The 20,277-nt window shown below is 65.9% G+C and carries 15 protein-coding genes; 4 read left to right on the top strand and 11 right to left on the bottom strand.

Annotation, left to right across the window (positions count from 1 at the left end; translation table 11 throughout):
* Positions 1 to 57: 57 nt before the first annotated feature.
* The 5 genes from VG566_RS02290 to betI all read right to left on the bottom strand — a co-directional run bounded on the left by VG566_RS02290 (position 58) and on the right by betI (position 6,874).
* Positions 58 to 930: a crotonase/enoyl-CoA hydratase family protein gene (locus VG566_RS02290; RefSeq protein ID WP_014647007.1), complete on the bottom strand. Its 873-nt coding sequence runs from the start codon at positions 928 to 930 to the stop codon at positions 58 to 60.
* A gap of 161 nt (positions 931 to 1,091) precedes the next feature.
* Positions 1,092 to 2,768: a long-chain fatty acid--CoA ligase gene (locus VG566_RS02285; protein WP_100449976.1), complete on the bottom strand. Its 1,677-nt coding sequence runs from the start codon at positions 2,766 to 2,768 to the stop codon at positions 1,092 to 1,094.
* A 220-nt stretch (positions 2,769 to 2,988) separates the two neighbouring features.
* Complete coding sequence (gene betA / locus VG566_RS02280) at positions 2,989 to 4,671, bottom strand: choline dehydrogenase (protein ID WP_014647009.1); 1,683 nt, start codon at positions 4,669 to 4,671, stop codon at positions 2,989 to 2,991.
* Between the two features lie 101 nt (positions 4,672 to 4,772).
* The gene (betB, locus tag VG566_RS02275; protein WP_014647010.1) at positions 4,773 to 6,245 is read right to left on the bottom strand and encodes a betaine-aldehyde dehydrogenase; all 1,473 of its coding nucleotides are present in this window, start codon (positions 6,243 to 6,245) and stop codon (positions 4,773 to 4,775) included.
* Between the two features lie 38 nt (positions 6,246 to 6,283).
* On the bottom strand, positions 6,284 to 6,874 hold the full coding sequence (gene betI / locus VG566_RS02270) for a transcriptional regulator BetI (protein ID WP_014647011.1): 591 nt from the start codon (positions 6,872 to 6,874) through the stop codon (positions 6,284 to 6,286).
* A 168-nt stretch (positions 6,875 to 7,042) separates the two neighbouring features.
* On the opposite strand from betI, the gene VG566_RS02265 reads away from it, so the two are divergent.
* Positions 7,043 to 8,593 carry a BCCT family transporter gene (locus tag VG566_RS02265; RefSeq protein WP_053494859.1) on the top strand — a complete coding sequence of 517 codons (1,551 nt, stop codon included), beginning with the start codon at positions 7,043 to 7,045 and terminating at the stop codon, positions 8,591 to 8,593.
* Between the two features lie 128 nt (positions 8,594 to 8,721).
* Here VG566_RS02265 and acnA read toward each other — a convergent pair whose 3' ends face one another.
* Complete coding sequence (acnA, locus tag VG566_RS02260) at positions 8,722 to 11,475, bottom strand: aconitate hydratase AcnA (protein WP_197561695.1); 2,754 nt, start codon at positions 11,473 to 11,475, stop codon at positions 8,722 to 8,724.
* 302 nt (positions 11,476 to 11,777) lie between these two features.
* Here acnA and VG566_RS02255 point away from each other — a divergent pair, with 302 nt between their 5' ends.
* The 3 genes from VG566_RS02255 to acnB are packed head-to-tail and all read left to right on the top strand — an operon-like array spanning position 11,778 to position 15,042.
* On the top strand, positions 11,778 to 12,002 hold the full coding sequence (locus tag VG566_RS02255) for an AbrB/MazE/SpoVT family DNA-binding domain-containing protein (RefSeq protein ID WP_005409505.1): 225 nt from the start codon (positions 11,778 to 11,780) through the stop codon (positions 12,000 to 12,002).
* Between the two features lie 6 nt (positions 12,003 to 12,008).
* Positions 12,009 to 12,407, top strand: a complete 399-nt coding sequence (locus tag VG566_RS02250; RefSeq protein WP_005416402.1) for a type II toxin-antitoxin system VapC family toxin — start codon at positions 12,009 to 12,011, stop codon at positions 12,405 to 12,407.
* A 43-nt stretch (positions 12,408 to 12,450) separates the two neighbouring features.
* Complete coding sequence (acnB, locus tag VG566_RS02245; RefSeq protein WP_126412081.1) at positions 12,451 to 15,042, top strand: bifunctional aconitate hydratase 2/2-methylisocitrate dehydratase; 2,592 nt, start codon at positions 12,451 to 12,453, stop codon at positions 15,040 to 15,042.
* Positions 15,043 to 15,186: 144 nt separating this feature from the next.
* Here acnB and VG566_RS02240 read toward each other — a convergent pair whose 3' ends face one another.
* From VG566_RS02240 to VG566_RS02220, 5 genes are all read right to left on the bottom strand, one after another.
* Positions 15,187 to 16,662 carry an XVIPCD domain-containing protein gene (locus VG566_RS02240; protein ID WP_241883833.1) on the bottom strand — a complete coding sequence of 492 codons (1,476 nt, stop codon included), beginning with the start codon at positions 16,660 to 16,662 and terminating at the stop codon, positions 15,187 to 15,189.
* Positions 16,659 to 17,297 carry a hypothetical protein gene (locus tag VG566_RS02235; protein WP_111206958.1) on the bottom strand — a complete coding sequence of 213 codons (639 nt, stop codon included), beginning with the start codon at positions 17,295 to 17,297 and terminating at the stop codon, positions 16,659 to 16,661. Before VG566_RS02235 ends, VG566_RS02240 begins: the two co-directional genes overlap by 4 nt.
* Before the next feature lie 414 nt (positions 17,298 to 17,711).
* On the bottom strand, positions 17,712 to 18,785 hold the full coding sequence (locus tag VG566_RS02230) for a protein-glutamate methylesterase/protein-glutamine glutaminase (protein WP_423172670.1): 1,074 nt from the start codon (positions 18,783 to 18,785) through the stop codon (positions 17,712 to 17,714).
* Positions 18,782 to 19,378, bottom strand: a complete 597-nt coding sequence (gene cheD, locus VG566_RS02225; RefSeq protein WP_014037083.1) for a chemoreceptor glutamine deamidase CheD — start codon at positions 19,376 to 19,378, stop codon at positions 18,782 to 18,784. The genes VG566_RS02230 and cheD overlap by 4 nt, the downstream gene beginning before the upstream one ends.
* Entirely contained in the window at positions 19,375 to 20,244 is an 870-nt protein-coding gene (locus VG566_RS02220) for a CheR family methyltransferase (RefSeq protein WP_049416359.1), read from the bottom strand. Before VG566_RS02220 ends, cheD begins: the two co-directional genes overlap by 4 nt.
* Between the last annotated feature and the right edge of the window lie 33 nt (positions 20,245 to 20,277).

Raw genomic sequence — 20,277 nt, 5'->3', positions numbered from 1 at the left:
CCCAAAAAAAGCCCGGTGGCCAGCCGGGCTTGAACCCATCCTGGGGGAGGGGAGGAATCAGGCCGCGTCGAGACTGGCGCGACGGGTCTGGGCCTTGATCAGGCGATCCATGGTGCGCAGCGAGCGGTCGCCGAGTGCGAGGGCGGAATCGACCCATACCTTGGTGATCTCCAGCAGTTCGTCGTAGCTGACCGGCTGGGCGATGGCGCGTGCGGCATTCATCGCCAGATAGGACTGCGGCGTGCGCTGCTGCTGGCGGATCAGTTCCTCGACCGCCGCCCGGCCTTCGCCCTTCTTCACCAGCACGTCGACCACGCCCATGGCATGCATTTCCTCGGCACTGTAGACCCGGCCGTCGAGGATGATCTTCTCGGCCAGATGGGGGGACACGCGCCGGCACAGGAAGGAGTACGCACCCATGCCCGGGAACAGGCCGAACAGCACCTCCGGCAGGCCCAGTCCGCTGCCTTCCTCGGCGACGATGGTGTGGCAGGCCAGGGCCATTTCCAGGCCGCCGCCGAGGGCGTCACCCTGGATCAGCGCGATCGAACGGACATCGCCACCGAACCCGGTATGCAGGTGGTGCACGCCCTCCACGCAGCGCTGGGCGTAGTTCAGCAGGAGGTCGCGGTTGCCTTCGCGGATCAGGCGGGTGAACAGGTCCAGGTCGCCGCCCAGGTTGTAGGCGACGGCATCGGAGGCCAGCACGAAATGCCGCAATGTCCCGTTGTGGCGTTCGGCAGGGCTGCGGGTGATGGCCGCCATGTAGCTCCACATTTCGTCGAGCATGTCCTTGCGGCAGCAGGGGCGGATCCCGGTGGCGGCATCGGCGTGCATGAACAGCCAGTGGGCAGCGCCGTCGGCGCTGTCTTCGGTACGGATGGTGGCGAACGGTGAGCCGCTTGAAGGCAGCTTTTCGATGGTACTCATGGAAGGGTCCTCGGCATGCGGCCCGCAGTGTCAGGTGGGTGGCCGGCGGGCCGAACGGTCCACACACGCGGCGATGCTACACCGCCTCAGCGGCGTCGCATGCGAAAGGGCCCGGGACGTTTCCGCCCCGGGCCCTGCACTGTCCAGATTGCCGCAAACCCTTACTGGGCGGGCGTATCGCGGAGTTCGCGACGGAGGATCTTGCCGACGTTGGTCTTCGGCAGCTCCTTTCGGAATTCAACGATTTTGGGGTGCTTGTAGCCGGTCAGGTTGGCCCGGGCATGCTCCTTGACCATTTCGGCGGTCAGGTTCGGGTCCTTCTTCACGATGACCACCTTCACCACCTCGCCGGACTTGTCGTCCGGGACGCCGACCGCGGCCACTTCCAGCACGCCCGGCATCATCGCGATCACGTCCTCGACTTCGTTCGGGTACACGTTGAAGCCGGACACCAGGATCATGTCCTTCTTGCGGTCGACGATGTAGAAGAAGCCGTGTTCGTCCATCTTGGCCATGTCGCCGGTATGCAGCCAGCCGTCCGCGTCGATGGCCTTGGCCGATTCCTCCGGGCGCTGCCAGTAGCCCTTCATCACCTGCGGGCCCTTGATGCAGAGCTCGCCGACCTCGCCCAGCGGCAGGATGGCACTGTTGTCATCCTTGATGCAGGCATCGGTGGAGGGGATCGGCAGGCCGATCGAGCCGTTGTACTCGGTCAGGGTAAGCGGGTTGATGCAGGCTGCCGGCGAGGTCTCGGTCAGGCCATAGGCCTCGACCAGGGTCACGCCGGTAACCTTCTTCCAGCGCTCGGCGACGGCGCGCTGCACCGCCATGCCGCCGCCCAGGGTGACCTTCAGCGAGGAGAAGTCGACCGTGTCGAAACCGGGGGTGTTGAGCAGGCCGTTGAACAGCGTGTTGACGCCGGTGATGGCGGTGAAACGCACCGACTTGAGCTCCTTGACGAAGCCCTTCATGTCGCGCGGGTTGGTGATCAGGTGATTGCAGCCACCGAACTTCATGAAGACCAGGCCGTTCGCGGTCAGCGCGAAGATGTGGTACAGCGGCAGGGCGGTGATGATCCACTCCTTGCCCATCTCGATGCCGGACGCACTGATCCAGGCCGAGGCCTGCTGCATGTTGGCGATCAGGTTGCGGTTGGTCAGCATCGCGCCCTTGGCCACGCCGGTGGTGCCGCCGGTGTATTGCAGGAACGCGATGTCGTCGTGGTCGATCTCGACCTTGGGCAGGCTGTGGCGGCTGCCGAGCTTGAGCGCCTGGCGGAAGCGCACCGCGCCCTTGAGATGGTAGTTGGGCACCATCTTCTTGATGTACTTCAGCACGAAGTTGACGATCACGCCCTTGGCGCCGAGCAGGTCGCCCAGGCCGGTGGTGACCACATGCTTGACCGGCGTATCGGCGATGACCTGCTCGACGGTGTCGCCGAAGTTGTCGACCACCACCAGCGCGGTCACGCCGGCATCGACCAGCTGGTGCTTGAGCTCGCGGGCGGTGTACAGCGGGTTGACGTTGACCACGGTCAGGCCGGCGCGCAGCACGCCGAAGGTGGCCACCGGGTACTGCAGGCAGTTGGGCATCATCAGGGCGACGCGGTCACCCTTCTTGAGCTTGAGCTCACCGAGCAGGTAGGCCGCGAACTGTTCGACCAGCGCGTCGGTCTCGCCGTAGGTGAGGACCTTGCCGAAGCTGGAGTAGGCGGGACGGTCGCGGAATTTCGCGACGGAAGCGTCGAAGACCGAAGCTACCGAATGGAACTCGTTGACGTCGATCTCGGCGGGAACGCCTTTCGGATAGCTCTGCAGCCAGGGACGATCCAGACTCATATTCCCCCTCCAGGAATCGTGATGTATTAGGTCCGGCCCTGAGCGTATCGACAACGGCCGGTCATTGCAGCATACCCCGCCGTAGGGAAAACGCGAAGAGGCCCCGAAGAGCCCCTTGCTGGGTAGTGCTGGCCGCTGGCCGGCATCTGCGCTGGACGGACCATACGATGGATGCCGGCCAGCGGCCGGCACTACCGTGGCCCCAAGCGGGCCGGCTGCGTCAACCCTGCTTGCGAACGGGTGCGCCGTTGGCCTTGTAGTACGGCGCGGTGCTACGGGCGAGCGGGGTGCGGCCGCGGATCACGTCGGCCAGCTTCTCGGCCATCATGATGGTCGGCGCGTTGAGGTTGCCGGTCACCACCTGCGGCATGATCGAGGCATCGACGATGCGCAGGCCTTCCAGCCCGTGTACGCGGCCCTGGCCATCGACCACCGCCATCGGATCGTCGGCATGGCCCATCTTGTTCGAGCACGACGGGTGATAGGCAGTCTCGGCGTGCTCGCGCACGAACGCATCGATCTGCGCGTCGGTCTGCAGCGCGCTTCCCGGCGAGATCTCGCGGCCGCTGTACGGGGCCAGCGCCGGCTGCGCGAAGATCTCGCGGGTGATGCGGATCGCCGCACGGAACTCGCGCCAGTCCTGGTCGTGCGACATGTAGTTGAACAGGATGCTCGGATGTTCGCGCGGGTCCTTCGAGCGCACGTGGATGCGGCCGCGGCTGGGTGAGCGCATCGAACCGACGTGCATCTGGAAGCTGTGCGCCTTGATCGGGTTGGAGCCGTTGTAATTGATCGCCACCGGCAGGAAGTGGTACTGCAGGTTCGGCCAGTCGAATTCGGCGTCGCTGCGGATGAAGCCACCGGCCTCGAACTGGTTGCTGGCGCCGATGCCGGTGCCCAGGAACAGCCACTCGGCACCGATCGCCGGCTGGTTGTACAGCTTCAGTGCCGGCGCCAGCGACACCGGCTTCTTGCACTCGTACTGCAGGTACATCTCAAGGTGGTCCTGCAGGTTGGCGCCGACGCCCGGCAGGTGGTGCACCAGGTCGATGTCCAGGCTGCGCAGCAGGTCGGCCGGGCCGACGCCCGAGCGCTGCAGGATCTGCGGCGAGGCGATGGCGCCGCCGCACAGCAGCACTTCGCGGCGGGCGGTGGCGCGCTGCGGCTGGTCGCTGTGCAGCCACTGCACGCCCACGGCGCGCTTGCCCGAGAACAGAATGCGGTCGGTCAGCGCGTGGGTGACGATGGTCAGGTTCGGGCGCGGCTTGGCCAGGTCCAGGTAGCCGCGGGCGGTGCTGGAACGACGGCCCTTCGGGGTCACCGTGCGGTCCATCGGGCCGAAACCTTCCTGCTGGTAGCCGTTGAGGTCGTCGGTGCGCGGGTAGCCGGCCTGCACGCCGGCTTCGACCATCGCAGCGAACAGCTCGTTGTTGCCGGCCTTCGGCGTGGTAACGCGCAGCGGGCCGTCGCCACCGTGGTAGTCATTGGGGCCGATATCACGGGTTTCGGCCTTGCGGAAGTAGGGCAGGCAGTCCAGGTAGGTCCAGTCTTCCAGGCCCGGCATGCTGGCCCAGTTGTCATAGTCCATCGCGTTGCCGCGGATGTAGCACATGCCGTTGATCAGCGACGAGCCGCCCAGGCCCTTGCCGCGGCCGCAGTCCATGCGGCGGTTGTTCATGAAGGGCTCCGGATCGGTCTTGTACGCCCAGTTGTAGCGCTTGCCCTGCAGTGGGAAGGCCAGTGCCGCCGGCATCTGGGTACGGAAGTCGAGCCGGTAGTCCGGGCCACCGGCTTCCAGCAGCAGCACGCTGACATCGGCATCTTCGGTGAGGCGGGTAGCCAGCACGTTGCCGGCCGAACCGGCGCCGATGATGATGTAGTCGTACTCGTTGTGGGTGCTCATGGGTGTCTCCTGCAGGCCGGGGCGCCCTGCATGCAGGCGTCCCGGCGGGATGTCGGATCGGCGCGGTGGCCGGACGATGGGGCGTGCTGGCGGCGCGCCGGTCAGAACACGCTGGCGTAGTCGCCCAGCTCGACCTGCACCGACTTGATGCGGGTGTAGTGGCCGAGGGTCGAGATGCCGTTCTCGCGGCCGACGCCGGATTCCTTGTAGCCACCGACGGGCATTTCGGCCGGCGATTCGCCCCAGGTGTTGATCCAGCAGATGCCGGCTTCCAGGCGGTGGATGATGCGGTGGGCGCGGCTGACGTCCTTGCTGACCACGCCGGCGGCGAGGCCGAAGGTGGTGTCGTTGGCACGACGCACCACTTCGTCTTCGTCGTCGTAGGCGAGGATGCTCATCACCGGCCCGAAGATCTCTTCCCGGACAATCGTCATGTCATCGCGGCAGTCGGAGAACACGGTCGGCAGCACGTACGCGCCATTGGCCAGCGCGCCTTCGGTGGCACGGCCGCCGCCGGTCAGCAGGCGGGCGCCTTCGGCCTTGCCGCTTTCGATGTAGCGCAGCACGTTTTCCATGTGCGGGAAGCTGGTCAGCGGGCCGAAGTTGGTCTCGGCGGCCATCGGGTCGCCGATGCGGATGCGCTTGACGCGCTCGACAACGGCGGCCTCGAACGCGGCCAGCATGCTGCGCGGCACGAACACGCGGGTGCCGTTGGTGCAGACCTGGCCGGAGCTGAAGAAGTTGGCCATCACCGCGATGTCGGCGGCGCGGTCCAGATCGGCGTCATCGCAGATCACCAGCGGCGACTTGCCGCCCAGCTCCATGGTCACTTCCTTCAGCGACGAGGACGCCGCGCTGGCCATGACCTTCTTGCCGGTGGCGACGCCGCCGGTGAAGGAAATCTTCTCGATCACCGGGTGCTCGGTCAGCCACTGCCCGATCTCGCGGCCCGGGCCCTGCACGACGTTGAACACGCCGGCCGGCACGCCGGCTTCGGTGTAGATCTCGGCCAGCCGGATCGCGGTCAACGGGGTCACTTCGGACGGCTTGAACACCATCGCATTGCCGGCGGCGAGGGCCGGGGCCGACTTCCACATGGCGATCTGGATCGGGTAGTTCCAGGCGCCGATGCCGGCCACCACGCCCAGCGGTTCGCGGCGGGTGTAGAAGAAGCTCGATTCGCGCAGCGGCAGCTGGATGCCTTCGATGGCGGTGGCCAGGCCAGCGTAGTACTCGACCACGTCGGCGCCGGTGACGATGTCCACGGTGGTGGTCTCGGCCAGCGCCTTGCCGGTGTCCAGGGTTTCCAGGTGGGCCAGTTCGTCGTTGCGCTCGCGCAGGAGCTCGACGGCGCGGCGCAGGATGCGCGAGCGCTCCATGGCCGTCATCGCGGCCCACACCTTCTGGCCTTCGGCCGCGCTCTGCACGGCGCGCTCGACGTCGGCCTGGCTGGCAACCTGCACTTCGGCGATCACCTCACCGGTGGCCGGGTTGACGGTCTTGAAGGTCTTGCCGCTGGTGGCATCGACGCGCTGGCCGTGGATGTAGAGCTGTTGGACGGGCAGGGTGGTCATGGGGCGTACTCCTTGGAAGGGGGCGGGTGCTGAAGCGCTTATAGCGCGGCAGCCTGCAACTGGAAGTCGATGTAGCCGTAGGCGATGCGCCGCGACTTGTCGGCGTTGAACTGGCCGCCGACCAGGCTGCCACGCAGCCACAGGCCGTCGATCATCGCGGCCAGGCCACGGGCGGCCAGGCGGGCCTGCGGGTGGGGCAGCAGGCGGTTGAACTGGTGGCACAGGTTGGAGAACAGGCGCTGGTCGTTGGCGCGCTGCAGCCGGGCCAGTTCCGGCTGGTGCATGCTGGCGGCCCAGAACGTGAGCCAGACGCGCATTGCGGTACCGTTGATCTGGCTGTCGTCGAAGTTGCCATCGACGATGGCACGCAACTGCTCGCGGGGGTCATCGCTGGCCTCGGCGCGGTAGCGGGCGACGGCGTCCTTCAGCTCGCGCAGGATCTGCCGCATTGCAGCATTGAGCAGGCCGTCCTTGTCGCCAAAGTAGTGGGCGACGATGCCGCTGGACAGCCCTGCCTTCTTCGCGATGGTGGCGACGGTCGCGTCGGCCATGCCGATCTCGTCGATGGTCTGGAAAGTGGCCCGGATAAGCTGTTCGCGCCGTACCGGTTCCACGCCTTTCTTCGGCATTGTCTCTCCACGGATTGCGACCCGAAGGATCGGCTGCCCGCCATTATGCTTTTTATTGATTGAACGTTCAATCAATAAACCCTAGGATGCGCTCGCGCCCCACGCCATGGGCCCGGTTTACCGGTCCGGCCCCGCCCATGTGCTCCCCCGGACTGATGAGACGATCCCATGTCTTCCCTGGCTCATCCCAAGCGTTCGCCCCTGCGCTTGAACCGTTTTGTCTTTCTCAGCTCCTCGGTGTCGATCGGCATCCTCGGGCTGCTCACCGTTCTCTATCCCGAAGGCAGCGAGCACTGGCTGCAATGGGCGCAGGCCGAGGTGTCGGCCGCGTTTGGCTGGTGGTACATGCTGCTGATCGTGCTGTGCCTGGGCTTCGTGCTGTGGCTGGCGTTCTCGCCGTATGGCCGCATCCGCCTGGGCCACAACGAGGAATCACCTGCCTTCGGCTACGTCGCCTGGGTCTCGATGCTGTTCTCGGCCGGCATCGGCATCGCGCTGCTCTACTACGGCGCCTACGAGCCGCTGGACCATTTCCTGCATCCGCCCGGGCAACCCGGCGGGACCGTGGCCGCCGGCCGCGAAGCGATGGTGCTGACCTTCCTGCACTGGGGCCTGCACGGCTGGGCGCTGTACGCGCTGGTCGGCGTGGCGCTGGGCTACTTCGCGTACCGCCGCGACCTGCCGCTGGCGCTGCGCTCGGCGCTGTACCCGATCTTCGGTGAGCGCATCCATGGTCGCATCGGCGACATGGTCGATGGTTTCGGCATCCTCGCCACGCTGATCTCGATGGTGACCAACCTCGGCATCGGCGCGCTGGTGGTGCAGTCCGGCCTGGTCTACCTGTTCCACATCCCGGATACGCCGCAGGTGCTGGTGGCCATCGTGCTGGTGATGATGGCGGTGGCCACCATCGGCGTGGTCGCCGGTGTGGAAAAGGGCATTGCCTGGCTGTCCAACCTCAACGTGCGCCTGCTGTGTGGCCTGCTGCTGTTCGTGCTGGTCACCGGCCCGACCCTGCACCTGTTCGACGGACTGATCCAGAACACCGGCGATTACCTTGGGGCGTTCGTGCGCAAGAGCTTCGACATGTACCTCAACGACCCGAAGGGCCGTGAGTGGATGGGGTCGTGGACGCTGTTCTACTGGGCCTGGTGGATCGCCTGGGCGCCGTTCGTCGGCCTTTTCGTGGCGCGCATCTCGCGTGGCCGCACCATCCGCGAAGTGATCATGGGCGTGCTGCTGATCCCGCTCGGCTTCACCCTGGCCTGGCTGTCGATCTTCGGCAACACCGCCATCGACCTGGTGCTCAACCACGGCCAGGCGATCCTGGGTGAGGTGGCCCAGCACGATGCGGCGATGACGCTGTTCAAGCTGCTGGAATACCTGCCCGGCGCGCCGTACGTGGCCGGTGCCGCAGTGGTGATCGGCTTCGTGCTGTTCCTGACCCCGGTCGACTCGGGCACGCTGATGATCGCCAACCTGTGCACCCGTCGCGTTGACGATGGTGTGGAAGACGGCCATGACGCGCCGATCTGGCTACGCGTGTTCTGGGCGGCCGGCATCACCGTGGCCAGCGTCGGCCTGCTGCTGGCGGGCAATTTCAGTGCGATGCAGACGGCGGTGGTGCTGTGTGGCCTGCCGTTCTCGTTCACCCTGGCGTTCTACATGTGGGGCCTGCTGAAGGCGCTGCGCACCGACCCGGACGCACCCCGCCGCTGAGCGCCTCTGTAGAGCCGAGCCCATGCTCGGCTGCTGTTGGCGCAGAAGCAGCCGAGCGCAGGCTCGGCTCTACAGGGGGGCATCGCAGACGGAAAGGGCCGGACCCGCAAGGATCCGGCCCTTTTCCGTTACTTGGCTGCCAGCTGGCGCAGCACGTACTGCAGCAGGCCGCCATGACGGAAGTACTCGACTTCCTTCGGGGTCAGCAGCATCACCGAGACCTCGAAGGTCTTCTTCGTGCCATCGGCCTTGGTCGCGGTGACCGTGGCGCGCTTGCTGGCACCGTCCTGCAGGCCGGTGATGTCGATCACTTCCGAGCCGTCCAGGCCCAGGCTCTGCGCGTTCTCGCCGTTGCGGAACTGCAGCGGCAGCACGCCCATGCCGACCAGGTTGGAGCGGTGGATGCGCTCGAAGCTTTCGGCGATGACCGCCTTCACCCCCAGCAGCAGGGTGCCCTTGGCCGCCCAGTCGCGCGACGAACCGGTGCCGTATTCCTTGCCGGCCAGCACCACCAGCGGCACCTTGTCGGCCTTGTACTTCATGGCCGCATCGTAGATCGCCAGCTTCTCCGGCTGGCCACCGCCGGCGGGGTAGTACAGGGTGTTGCCGCCTTCCTCGCCACCGAACATCAGGTTCTTGATGCGGATGTTGGCGAAGGTGCCGCGGACCATCACGTCATCGTTGCCGCGGCGGCTGCCGTAGCTGTTGAAGTCGGCCGGCTGCACGCCGCGTTCCTGCAGGAAGCGGCCCGCCGGCGAGTCCTTCTTGATGTTGCCGGCCGGGGAGATGTGGTCGGTGGTGATCGAATCGCCGAACAGGCCCATCACGCGTGCGCCGTGCACATCGTCGATGCTGCCGGTCTGCATGGTCATGCCATCGAAGTACGGCGGGTTCTTGATGTAGGTGGAGGCATCGCTCCACGCGTACAGGTTGCCGTCCGGCGAGGCGATGGTGTTCCAGCGGGTATCACCCTTGAACACGTCGGCGTAGTTCTGCTTGAACATCTCCGGGCCGATGGTGGCGGCGATGACGTCGCCGATTTCCTTGTTGCTCGGCCAGATGTCGCGCAGGAACACCGGCTGGCCATCGCTGCCGGTACCCAGCGGCTGGGTGGTCAGGTCGATGTCGGTGGTGCCGGCGATGGCGTAGGCCACCACCAGCGGCGGGCTGGCCAGGTAGTTCATCTTCACTTCGGGGTGCACGCGGCCCTCGAAGTTGCGATTGCCCGACAGCACCGAGGTGACCACCAGGTCGCCGGTGGCGATGCCGGCGCTGACTTCGGTCGGCAGCGGGCCGGAGTTGCCGATGCAGGTGGTGCAGCCGTAGCCGACCACGTAGAAGCCGATCTTTTCCAGCTCCTTCAGTACGCCGGCCTTTTCCAGGTAATCGGTGACCACCCGCGAGCCCGGCCCGAGCGAGGTCTTCACCCACGGCTGGCGGTTCAGGCCCTTGGCGGCCGCATTGCGGGCCAGCAGGCCGGCACCGATCATCACCGCCGGGTTGGAGGTGTTGGTGCAGGAGGTGATGGCGGCGATGACCACCGCGCCATCCTTCAGCCGCACCTTGCGGCCTTCGATCTCGATGTCGGCGAAGCCCTTGGCCAGCTGCTCGTTGCCGACCGCGGCGCCGCCGCCTTCGTTGACGAACGAGGAGACGTCGTCGCTGCGCTTGTCACGGTTGGCGGTCATGCCGACCAGGGCTTCACGGTAGTTCTTCTGCACGTCTTCCAGCAGCACGCGGTCCTGCGGGCGCTTCGGGCCGGCCAGCGACGGCTTCACCGTGCCCATGTCCAGTTCCAGCGTGGTGCTGTACTGGGCGTGCGGGCTGCCCGGCTCGTGCCACAGGCCCTGTGCCTTGGCGTAGGCCTCGACCAGGTTGATCTGCTCTTCGCTGCGGCCGGACAGGCGCAGGTAGTTCAGCGATTCGGCGTCGATCGGGAAGATGCCGCAGGTGGCGCCGTACTCCGGGGCCATGTTGCCGATGGTGGCACGGTCGGCCAGCGGCAGGTGCTGCAGGCCGTCACCGTAGAACTCGACGAACTTGCCGACGACGCCCAGCTTGCGCAGCATCTGGGTGACGGTCAGCACCAGGTCCGTAGCGGTGGCACCCTCGGGCAGCTTGCCGGTCAGCTTGAAGCCGACCACCTGCGGGATCAGCATCGACGACGGTTGGCCGAGCATGGCGGCCTCGGCTTCGATGCCGCCCACGCCCCAGCCAAGCACGCCGATGCCGTTGATCATGGTGGTGTGGCTGTCGGTACCGAACACGGTATCGGGGTAGGCGACCGCCTTGCCGTCCTTGTCGGCGGTCATCACTACGCGGGCCAGGTTCTCCAGGTTCACCTGGTGGACGATGCCGGTGTTCGGCGGCACCACCTTGAAGTTGTCGAAGGCCTTCTGGCCCCAGCGCAGGAAGCCGTAGCGTTCCTGGTTGCGCTGGAACTCGATCTTGCCGTTGAGGTCCAGCGCGTCCGGCTTGCCGAACACATCGACCTGCACCGAGTGGTCGATGACCAGTTCGGAGGGGATCTGCGGGTTGATCTGCTCCGGCGAGCCGCCCAGCTTGACGACCGCGTCGCGCATCGCGGCCAGGTCGACCACGCAGGGCACGCCGGTGAAGTCCTGCAGGACCACGCGCGCCGGCATGAAGGCGATCTCGGTGTCCGGCTCGGTCGCCGGGTTCCAGCGGGCCACGGCTTCGATGTGGTCCTTGCCGACGGTGATACCGCCGTCCTCGTGCCGGAGCAGGTTCTCCAGCAGGATCTTCATCGAGTAGGGCAGGTGGGAGATATCGAAGCGCTGGCCCAGCGTGGGCAGGCTGAAGTAGTCGTAGGTCTTGCCGCCGACGTTCAGCTGGCTGCGGGTGGAGAACGAATCGCTCATGCGGGGTAACTCCTTCTTGCGGATGGCTTGCAGTGGCCCGCGCATGGGCGGGCCTGCTTGCGGTCGCCGCGGGCCTGACGGCCCCGGTCGTCCCAGTATGAACCTCAGACTGAATGGATTCATCCGGGCCGGGTTCCGGCCTGCGGCATCGGTTCCAGACTACAGGGGAAGGTGTATGGCGTATGTCACGTTTGTGGCCGATCCTTTGCGAGGCAAGGGCTGGCGGGGCGCCGGTCCTGTTCAGGGTGGAAGTATGCCCGGGGAAGTATGTATAATTTGTGCATACTCTGGAGGGCCTGCCGATGGAAGCCACTGTTGCAGAACGCGGACAGATCACCCTGCCCAAGGCGGTGCGTGATGCCCTCGGCCTGACCAAGGGCACGCTGCTGAAGGTCGAGCTGGACGGCAGCCGCATCATCCTGCGCAAGAGTGTTGACGATGCGATTTCACGGGCGCGCGGCAAGTTTGCGCTGGACGGCTTCGAATCGTCCGACGCAGCGGTACGCGCGGTGCGTGACGAGGAATAAGCCGTGATGATCGCCGTCGATTCACCGGTGCTGGTCGAGCTGCTCAGCAATGGTCCGCAGGCCGATGCCGTGGAAGCCATCCTCCGGCAGAGCCTGGTCGGTGGCCGCGTGGTGGTCTGTGGCGCGACCCTGGCCGAGGTCTGCGCATCGCTGCGCGGCGGCGCCGAGGTGCTCGAAGCGCTGGAAGAAATGGGCGTGCACTTCAACCCGATGGAAGCCAAGTCGGCGCTGCGCGCCGGCGAGATGCACCGCCGTCATCGCCAGCGCGGCGGCAGCCGCCGCAGCCTGGACGAATTCATGGTCGGCGCCCACGCACTGCTGCAGTGTGACGGCCTGATCACCTGGAACGACACGTTTTACCGCGACTACTTCAAGGGCCTGAAGCTGATCGTGCCGCACGCCTGAGCCCACTTTGTTATTTCAACCTACGCATTACCCGGGAGTTGTCATGTTGGAAGCCTACCGCCACCACGTCGCCGAGCGCGCTGCGCTTGGCATCCCGCCGCTGCCGCTGAGCGCGCAGCAGACGGCCGATGTCATCGAACTGCTGAAGAACCCGCCGCAGGGCGAGGCCGAGTTCCTGCTCGACCTGCTGACCCATCGCGTGCCGGCCGGTGTCGATGACGCGGCCAAGGTCAAGGCCTCGTACCTGGCGGCGATCGCCCTGGGCAGCGAGCAGAACCCGCTGATCAGCCGCGAGCGCGCCACCGAACTGCTGGGCACCATGCTCGGCGGTTACAACGTCGCCCCGCTGGTGCAGCTGCTGGACGACGCCAGCGTCGGCACCATCGCCGCCAACGGCCTGAAGAAGACCCTGCTGGTGTTCGATGCGTTCCATGACGTGCAGGAAAAGGCCAAGGCCGGCAACGCCAACGCCCAGGCCGTGCTGCAGAGCTGGGCCGATGCCGAGTGGTTCACCAGCAATCCGGAAGTGCCGCAGAGCCTGACCGTCACCGTGTTCAAGGTGCCGGGCGAGACCAACACCGACGACCTGTCGCCGGCACCGGACGCGACCACCCGCCCGGACATTCCGATGCACGCCCTCGCGATGCTGAAGAACAAGCGCGACGACGCGCCGTTCACCCCGGAAGAAGACGGCAAGCGCGGCCCGATCCAGCAGATCCTTGACCTGAAGGACAAGGGCCATCTGGTCGCCTACGTCGGCGACGTGGTCGGCACCGGTTCCTCGCGCAAGTCGGCCACCAACAGCGTGCTGTGGTGGACCGGCGACGACATTCCGTTCATCCCGAACAAGCGCGCCGGTGGCGTCTGCCTGGGTTCGAAGATCGCCCCGATCTTCTACAACACCATGGAAGATGCCGGCGCGCTGCCGATCGAGCTGGACGTATCGAAGATGGAACACGGCGATGTGGTCGAGCTGCGTCCGTACGAAGGCAAGGCGCTGAAGAACGGTGAAGTGATCGCCGAGTTCCAGGTCAAGTCCGACGTGCTGTTCGACGAAGTGCGTGCCGGTGGCCGCATTCCGCTGATCATCGGCCGTGGCCTGACCGGCAAGGCGCGCGAAGCGCTGGGCCTGGCCCCGACCGATCTGTTCCGCCTGCCGGTGCAGCCGGTCGACACCGGCAAGGGCTTCTCGCTGGCGCAGAAGATGGTCGGCCGGGCCTGTGGCCTGCCGGAAGGCCAGGGCATGCGCCCGGGCACCTACTGCGAACCGAAGATGACCTCGGTGGGCTCGCAGGACACCACCGGCCCGATGACCCGCGACGAGCTGAAGGACCTGGCGTGCCTGGGCTTCTCGGCCGACCTGGTGATGCAGTCGTTCTGCCATACCGCCGCGTACCCGAAGCCGGTGGACGTGAAGACCCACCACACCCTGCCGGAGTTCATCTCCACCCGTGGCGGCGTCTCGCTGCGCCCGGGCGACGGCGTGATCCACAGCTGGCTCAACCGCATGCTGCTGCCGGACACCGTCGGCACCGGTGGTGACTCGCACACCCGTTTCCCGGTGGGTATTTCGTTCCCGGCCGGTTCGGGCCTGGTCGCCTTCGCCGCGGCCACCGGCGTGATGCCGCTGGACATGCCGGAGTCGGTGCTGGTGCGCTTCAAGGGCAAGATGCAGCCGGGCGTGACCCTGCGTGACCTGGTCAACGCGATCCCGTTGTACGCGATCAAGTCCGGCCTGCTGACCGTGGCCAAGGCTGGCAAGAAGAACATCTTCTCCGGCCGCATCCTGGAAATCGAAGGCCTGCCGGAGCTGAAGGTCGAACAGGCGTTCGAGCTGTCCGATGCCTCGGCCGAGCGTTCGGCGGCCGGTTGCTCGGTGCGCCTGAACAAGGAACCGATCATCGAGTACCTGACCAGCAACATCACGCTGCTGAAGTGGATGATTGCCGAGGGTTACCAGGACCCGCGTTCGCTGCAGCGTCGCATCGAGAAGATGGAAGCGTGGCTGGCCAACCCGCAGCTGCTGGAGCCGGATGCCGACGCCGAGTACGCCGCCGTCATCGAGATCGACCTGGCCGACATCCACGAGCCGATCGTGGCCTGCCCGAACGACCCGGACGACGTGAAGACCCTGTCCGAGGTGGCCGGCGCCAAGATCGACGAAGTGTTCATCGGTTCGTGCATGACCAACATCGGTCACTTCCGTGCGGCGGCCAAACTGCTGGAAGGCAAGCGTGACCTGCCGACCCGCCTGTGGGTGGCCCCGCCGACCAAGATGGATGCTTCGGAGCTGACCAAGGAAGGCGTGTACGGCACCTTCGGCGCTACCGGCGCGCGCATGGAAATGCCGGGCTGCTCGCTGTGCATGGGCAACCAGGCGCAGATCCGCGAAGGCTCCACCGCGATGTCGACCTCGACCCGCAACTTCCCGAACCGCCTGGGCCGCAACACCAACGTGTACCTGGGTTCGGCCGAACTGGCCGCGATCTGCTCGCGTCTGGGCCGCATCCCGACCAAGGAAGAGTACATGGCCGATGTGGGCGTGATCGCCGCCAGCGGCGCGGAGATCTACCGCTACATGAACTTCGACCAGATCGAGGAATACCAGGACGTGGCCAAGACGGTCGCTGCCTGATGCGGTAACTGAAAACCCCCGGCTCGCGCCGGGGGTTTTTTTGTGAGCGGACGACGCATGGTAGTGCCGGCCGCTGGCCGGCAACCCGTTGAAACGAAGAACCTCCGGTGAAAGCCGGGTTTCTATTGTGCCCGGCCAGGCGGCCTAGCCCATGCGCATCGCGGTTCGGGTCTGCTCCTGGACGTGGTCTTGCTGACCGACCTGCTGTGCCTGCGCAATCTGTTCGGCCTTGGCGATCGACTGCTCCACCGGCGTATTGATTGCCTCGCTGATCGGAACCGACGCCCGCAGGTGTGCCGGATTGTCCGGTGCTCCCTGCACAACGAACATGCGAGGGCCCGAGCCATCGCTGGGTGGACTGCCCAGGACCACATGATCAACGCGTTCGAGGCCGCTGCTCTTGGCCGTCGCAAGCAGGCTGGCCGTCATGCGCTCACTGGTTTCAACGAAGCTGCGCCCGTGCCTGGCATCCACGGCGGATACACCATCGCGGATCTGCTGGTAGAGCGCATGGTCTGGATGGCCTTCCTTCCTGGGATCCAAGCCTGCCTTGTCCACGGTTGACTCAATGCTCTCCTGCAATGGACTCCTGGGAGAGAAGCCGGGATTGCCGAGAGAGGGCGAGCCCTTGTCGGTTGCATCCTGGGTCAGTTGCTCCCCCGGCCTGAGCGCATTCTGGGCCCGCTGCTCCGCTTCAGCCTCGCGGCGGGCATATGCACCGGCTTCCTCAATACCGCGCAGGTAATTGACCCCGTCGCGCAGCAGGCCAGGTCCGCCGCCGACCAGCATGGTCGCGCCTGCGCGCAACTGATGAACATCACTGCGGTAGTCGGCAATCCTGCGCAGGTCTTCGGGATCTGTGATCCGGGCCTGGGGATTGTCCAGTACAGACGGCACCGGGCCCTTGTCGGTCACGCGATCAAGGAAATGAACCAATCGATGGGAGTCGCCCAACTGGACCGCCACTGCGGCGGACATGACATGGCCGCTTTTCATCCCAGGTGTTCCAAGCGAGGCGATGCGCTGGCCGTGCTCGGCGTTGCGCAGGACCTCCAGTTCCCTGGGCAGCGCATACATCTCGACCTTGCCGTAATGAGGACCGCCCGCGCTGACCAGGTCGCCGGCCATCACATGGTTGGTGAAGGGCGCCGCGTTGGCCGGCTGGCCCTCAGGAAGGCGATACGCCAGCCCGGCAGCACCGTAAGGATTGAATGCGTCGCCGGGGAGGTTGTAGTGGTGTGCAGTGATCTGGGCGAGCGCGCCGCCCAGCGAGTGGCCGGTGACGTACACCGGACCATACCCATTCTCTTTAGCCAGATCGATCGCCTGCTTGGTCAGTGCGAGGGCATCACCGAGTTGTGCGTTGACTCTTGCGGTGACCATCGCAGCGTCGATGCCGCCGTCAATCAGAGGCTGGCGATCAAACTCGGTACCGCGATGGGTGACGATTACTTCTTTGGATTCGAGATTATGGTAAATGACGCCTTGGTAGCCGGTGGCGGAGTTTAGGCTGGCCAATACACGATATTCCGTCCCGGCAATGGTAACAATGGCCTTGGGCGCAGGGAGCGGATCCTTGTAGACATGATCTGAGAGGGCTGCATTTGCTCCAGGATTCATTGGGCTGTTCCTTCAGTCCGTGTGGAGATTTCGATTGGGAAGTAATCCTTTCGCTTATCTTGAGGCATCTTCTCGTACCAAGTCGAAGGCTCGGTAGGCGTCCACTCTGGCGATCCCCCTGAAGTCATGGGGCGTAAGGCGCGATGTACGTAGGTAGTAGCGAGTTTCTCGGTTTCAAGCTTTGTGAATGAAGTCCATGCGGTTGCTTGGATAGGGCGATCATCGATGATGAAGGCGAATGAAGCTTCCACGAGCACGGGTGTCCAAGTGCACGGGCCGCGGCCGTAATAGTCGGCAACTTCCATGCCATCGTTGAATACAACACTGCTGAATTCAGTGGCACTGAGGCGCTGTGCCTGAAGCTCAACCTTGTGCTGGTTCGGCTCGTACTGCACCCCCTCCCAATTGTTGACCGGAGGGAGACAGAGTGGGTCTATCTCATACGTGACGAAGACCGAAGGAACGGGGACATCCACGGGTGCATCGTGGACCCGAATCACAATCGGCAGCGCATCCTTTGGCGCCGGATTCTCGCGATAGACCGGGTATGAGCGTTCCTTGTTGCAGCCCGGAACGGCCAGTGTGATCGAGGCGATCAACGCAACGTGAGCAAGGGGCGGGAGAACTTTCAGCATGAGCGGTCCATGTCGCTGCAGGATTTTCCTTGATCCCTGGAACATGCGGTCTCATCACGAACGACGGCGCCCCATCCGGGCAAATGCGACAGGTTGCGCAGTGGGTATTGCCCGTTACCCGGATCTCCCTCCCTGCGTACCCGAGCAGCGCGGCCTTGCGGGGTAACGTTCATCGGCGTTCCATTGCTGTGCGATACCTGACTATACGACCCGCTCCAGCCGCGCTCCAAGTCGGTGTCCTGCGGGCCTCCCGTTTGGCGCGCATGGCTTGCGGCAGGGTCCAGCCTCGAGCAGCGCCGTTGAAACATCAATGGTCGAAGGTGCTGCCGGCGGATCGGCAATTGCGCCTGACGTCTCTTGGAGGTGTCCAGAAGGGTGCAGAGCCGAGCGTGGGCTCGGCTCTACAGGGGCCTTTCAGCCGCGGGCGAGGGCGAGCAGTCGCTCGGCGATCCGCTCCAGTGGCACCTGTTCCTCGGCCGCGCCCAGCTTGAACGCGGCGCCGGGCATGCCCCAGACCACGCTGGTCGCTTCGTCCTGCACCAGCGTCGGCGCGCCGGCCTGGCGCATTTCCAGCAGGCCGCGTGCGCCGTCGTCGCCCATGCCGGTGAGGATGGCACCGATCGCATTGCCACCGGCGCTCTGCGCGACCGAGCGGAACAGCACGTCCACCGCGGGCTTGTGGCGGTTCACTGCCGGGCCGTCGTCGACGCGGCAGCGCCAGCGCGCACCGTCGCGGATGATCCGCAGGTGCTTGCCGCCGGGTGGAAGGTAGGCGTGGCCGGGCAGTACTGCTTCGCCGTCGCTGGCCTCGCGCACGGCCATCGCCGAGTGGCGGTCCAGTCGCTCGGCGAAGGCACTGCTGAAGCTTGCCGGCAGGTGCTGGGTCATCACCACGGTGGGCGCGTCGGCCGGCATGCCCTCCAGTACCACGCGAAGCGCTTCGGTGCCGCCCGCCGAGGAGCCGATCGCGATCAGCCGGTCGGTGGTGCGGAACTGCGGCGCGGCCGGGCGTATCGCGGGCGCGGCGTCCAGCATGAGCTTCGGCGCGGCAGCGCGCACCAGCGGACGTACCCGCGAGCGCGCCGCCATCTTGACCTTGGCGATGATCTCGTCGGCGTAGCCCTGCAGGCCGCGGGCCACGTCCAACTTCGGCTTGGACACGAAATCCACGGCGCCCAGCGCCAGTGCCTGCAGGGTGGTGTCGGCGCCGCGCTCGGTCAGCGAGGAGATCATCACCACCGGCAACGGGTGCAGGCGCATCAGGTTTTCCAGGAACGCCAGCCCGTCCATGCGCGGCATTTCCACGTCCAGGGTGATCACGTCCGGGGCCAGTCGCTTGATCTTTTCACGGGCCAGCAGCGGGTCGGCGGCGGTGCCGACCACGTCGATGGCGGGATCGCTGGACAGGATCTCGGTGAGCATCTGCCGCACGACGGCAGAGTCGTCGACGATCAGCACCCGGCAGGGGGCGTTGCCGGTAAAGGTCATTCGAACAGCTCCACGCCACCGGTGACCGGCGCCTTGGACAGGCGCGCACGCACCGCCGATTCGGTGGCGGCCACTTCGGCCTCATGCGCATGCGGCAGGCGCTGCACCACCACGCGGCCGGTGTCGGCGAAGAACCAGATCTTGCGCGGATGGATGCCGCACAGGTCCTCGGCGATGATCGGGATGTGCTCGGCCTGCAGGTACTGGCGCACGAACTCGGCGTTGCGGGTGCCCACTGGATTGCTGGTGAAGCCCTTGAGCACGTTGGCGCCGCCGAACACCTTGGCTTCGATGCGCTTGCGGTGGGCGCCCCGCTTGAGCATGTCGTTGATCAGCAGTTCCATCGCATAGCTGCCGTAGCGTGCGGGTGCGCCGTCACCGGCGTTGCCCTCCGGCAGCAGGAAGTGGTTCATGCCGCCGATCTTCAGCACCGGGTCGCGCAGGCACGCCGCCACGCAGGAGCCCAGCGTGGTGGTCAGCGCAGTGGTGTCATCGACCACCAGGTACTGGGTCGGCAGCAGCTTGGCGGCGATGGTCTGGAAGCGCGCATCCTGGTAGCGCATCACATCGTCGGTACGCAGCGAGGCATTCATGCGCCGGCCTTTGCCGCACGGCGGTACAGGGTGCGGCCGCAGGGCTGGATCAGGTCGGCGGCGTGCAGGTAGTTCTCCGAATGGCCGGTGTAGAGCAGGCCGTCATCGGCCAGGTGCTGGACCAGGCGACCGAGAATGGCGCGCTGGGTCGGCTTGTCGAAGTAGATCATCACGTTGCGGCAGAACAGCGCGTCGAACGGGCCGCCGACGTCGTAGCGCGGGGCGAGCAGGTTCAATGGGCGGAACTCGATCAGTTCGCGCAGCGCCGGCAGCACGCGGCACTGGCCCTCGTTGGGGCCGCTGCCGCGCTGGAAGTAGCGGCGGCGCAGGTCCGGATCGAGGCTGGCGACGCGATCGATGTTGTAGACGCCGCGGCCGGCGGTGGCCAGCACCTGGGTATCGACGTCGGTGGCAATGATGCGTACCGGCGGCTTCAACGTGCCGAAGGCCTCGCAGGCGGTGATCGCCATCGAGTAGGGCTCTTCGCCGGTGGACGCCGCGCACGACCACAGCAGCAGTGGGGTGCGGCTGGAGCGCTGTTGGAGTTCCTCGCGCAGCTTGTCGAAGTGATGCGGTTCGCGGAAGAACGAGGTCAGGTTGGTGGTCAGCGCGTTGGTGAACGCCTGCCATTCGTCACCATCTTCCTGCTCCAGATGGTCCAGGTACTGCTGGAAGCTGCGCATGCCCAGCGTGCGCAGGCGGCGCGACAGGCGGCCATAGACCATGTCGCGCTTTGCCGGCGCGAGGGCGATGCCCACGCGCTGGTAGATCAGGTCGCAGACGCGGCGGAAATCGCGGTCGGCGAACTCGAATTCGCGCGGGCCGGTGACGATGGGGGTAGGACTTTGCACGGGGGACGTGTCCATCGGCAGAGGCGGCGGCCGCAGCCGCCGCGGGTG

This window comes from Stenotrophomonas sp. CASM114 (assembly GCF_049384325.1).
Classification (GTDB): Bacteria; Pseudomonadota; Gammaproteobacteria; order Xanthomonadales; family Xanthomonadaceae; genus Stenotrophomonas; species Stenotrophomonas muris.
This window is presented reverse-complemented; position numbering and strand designations above follow the sequence as displayed.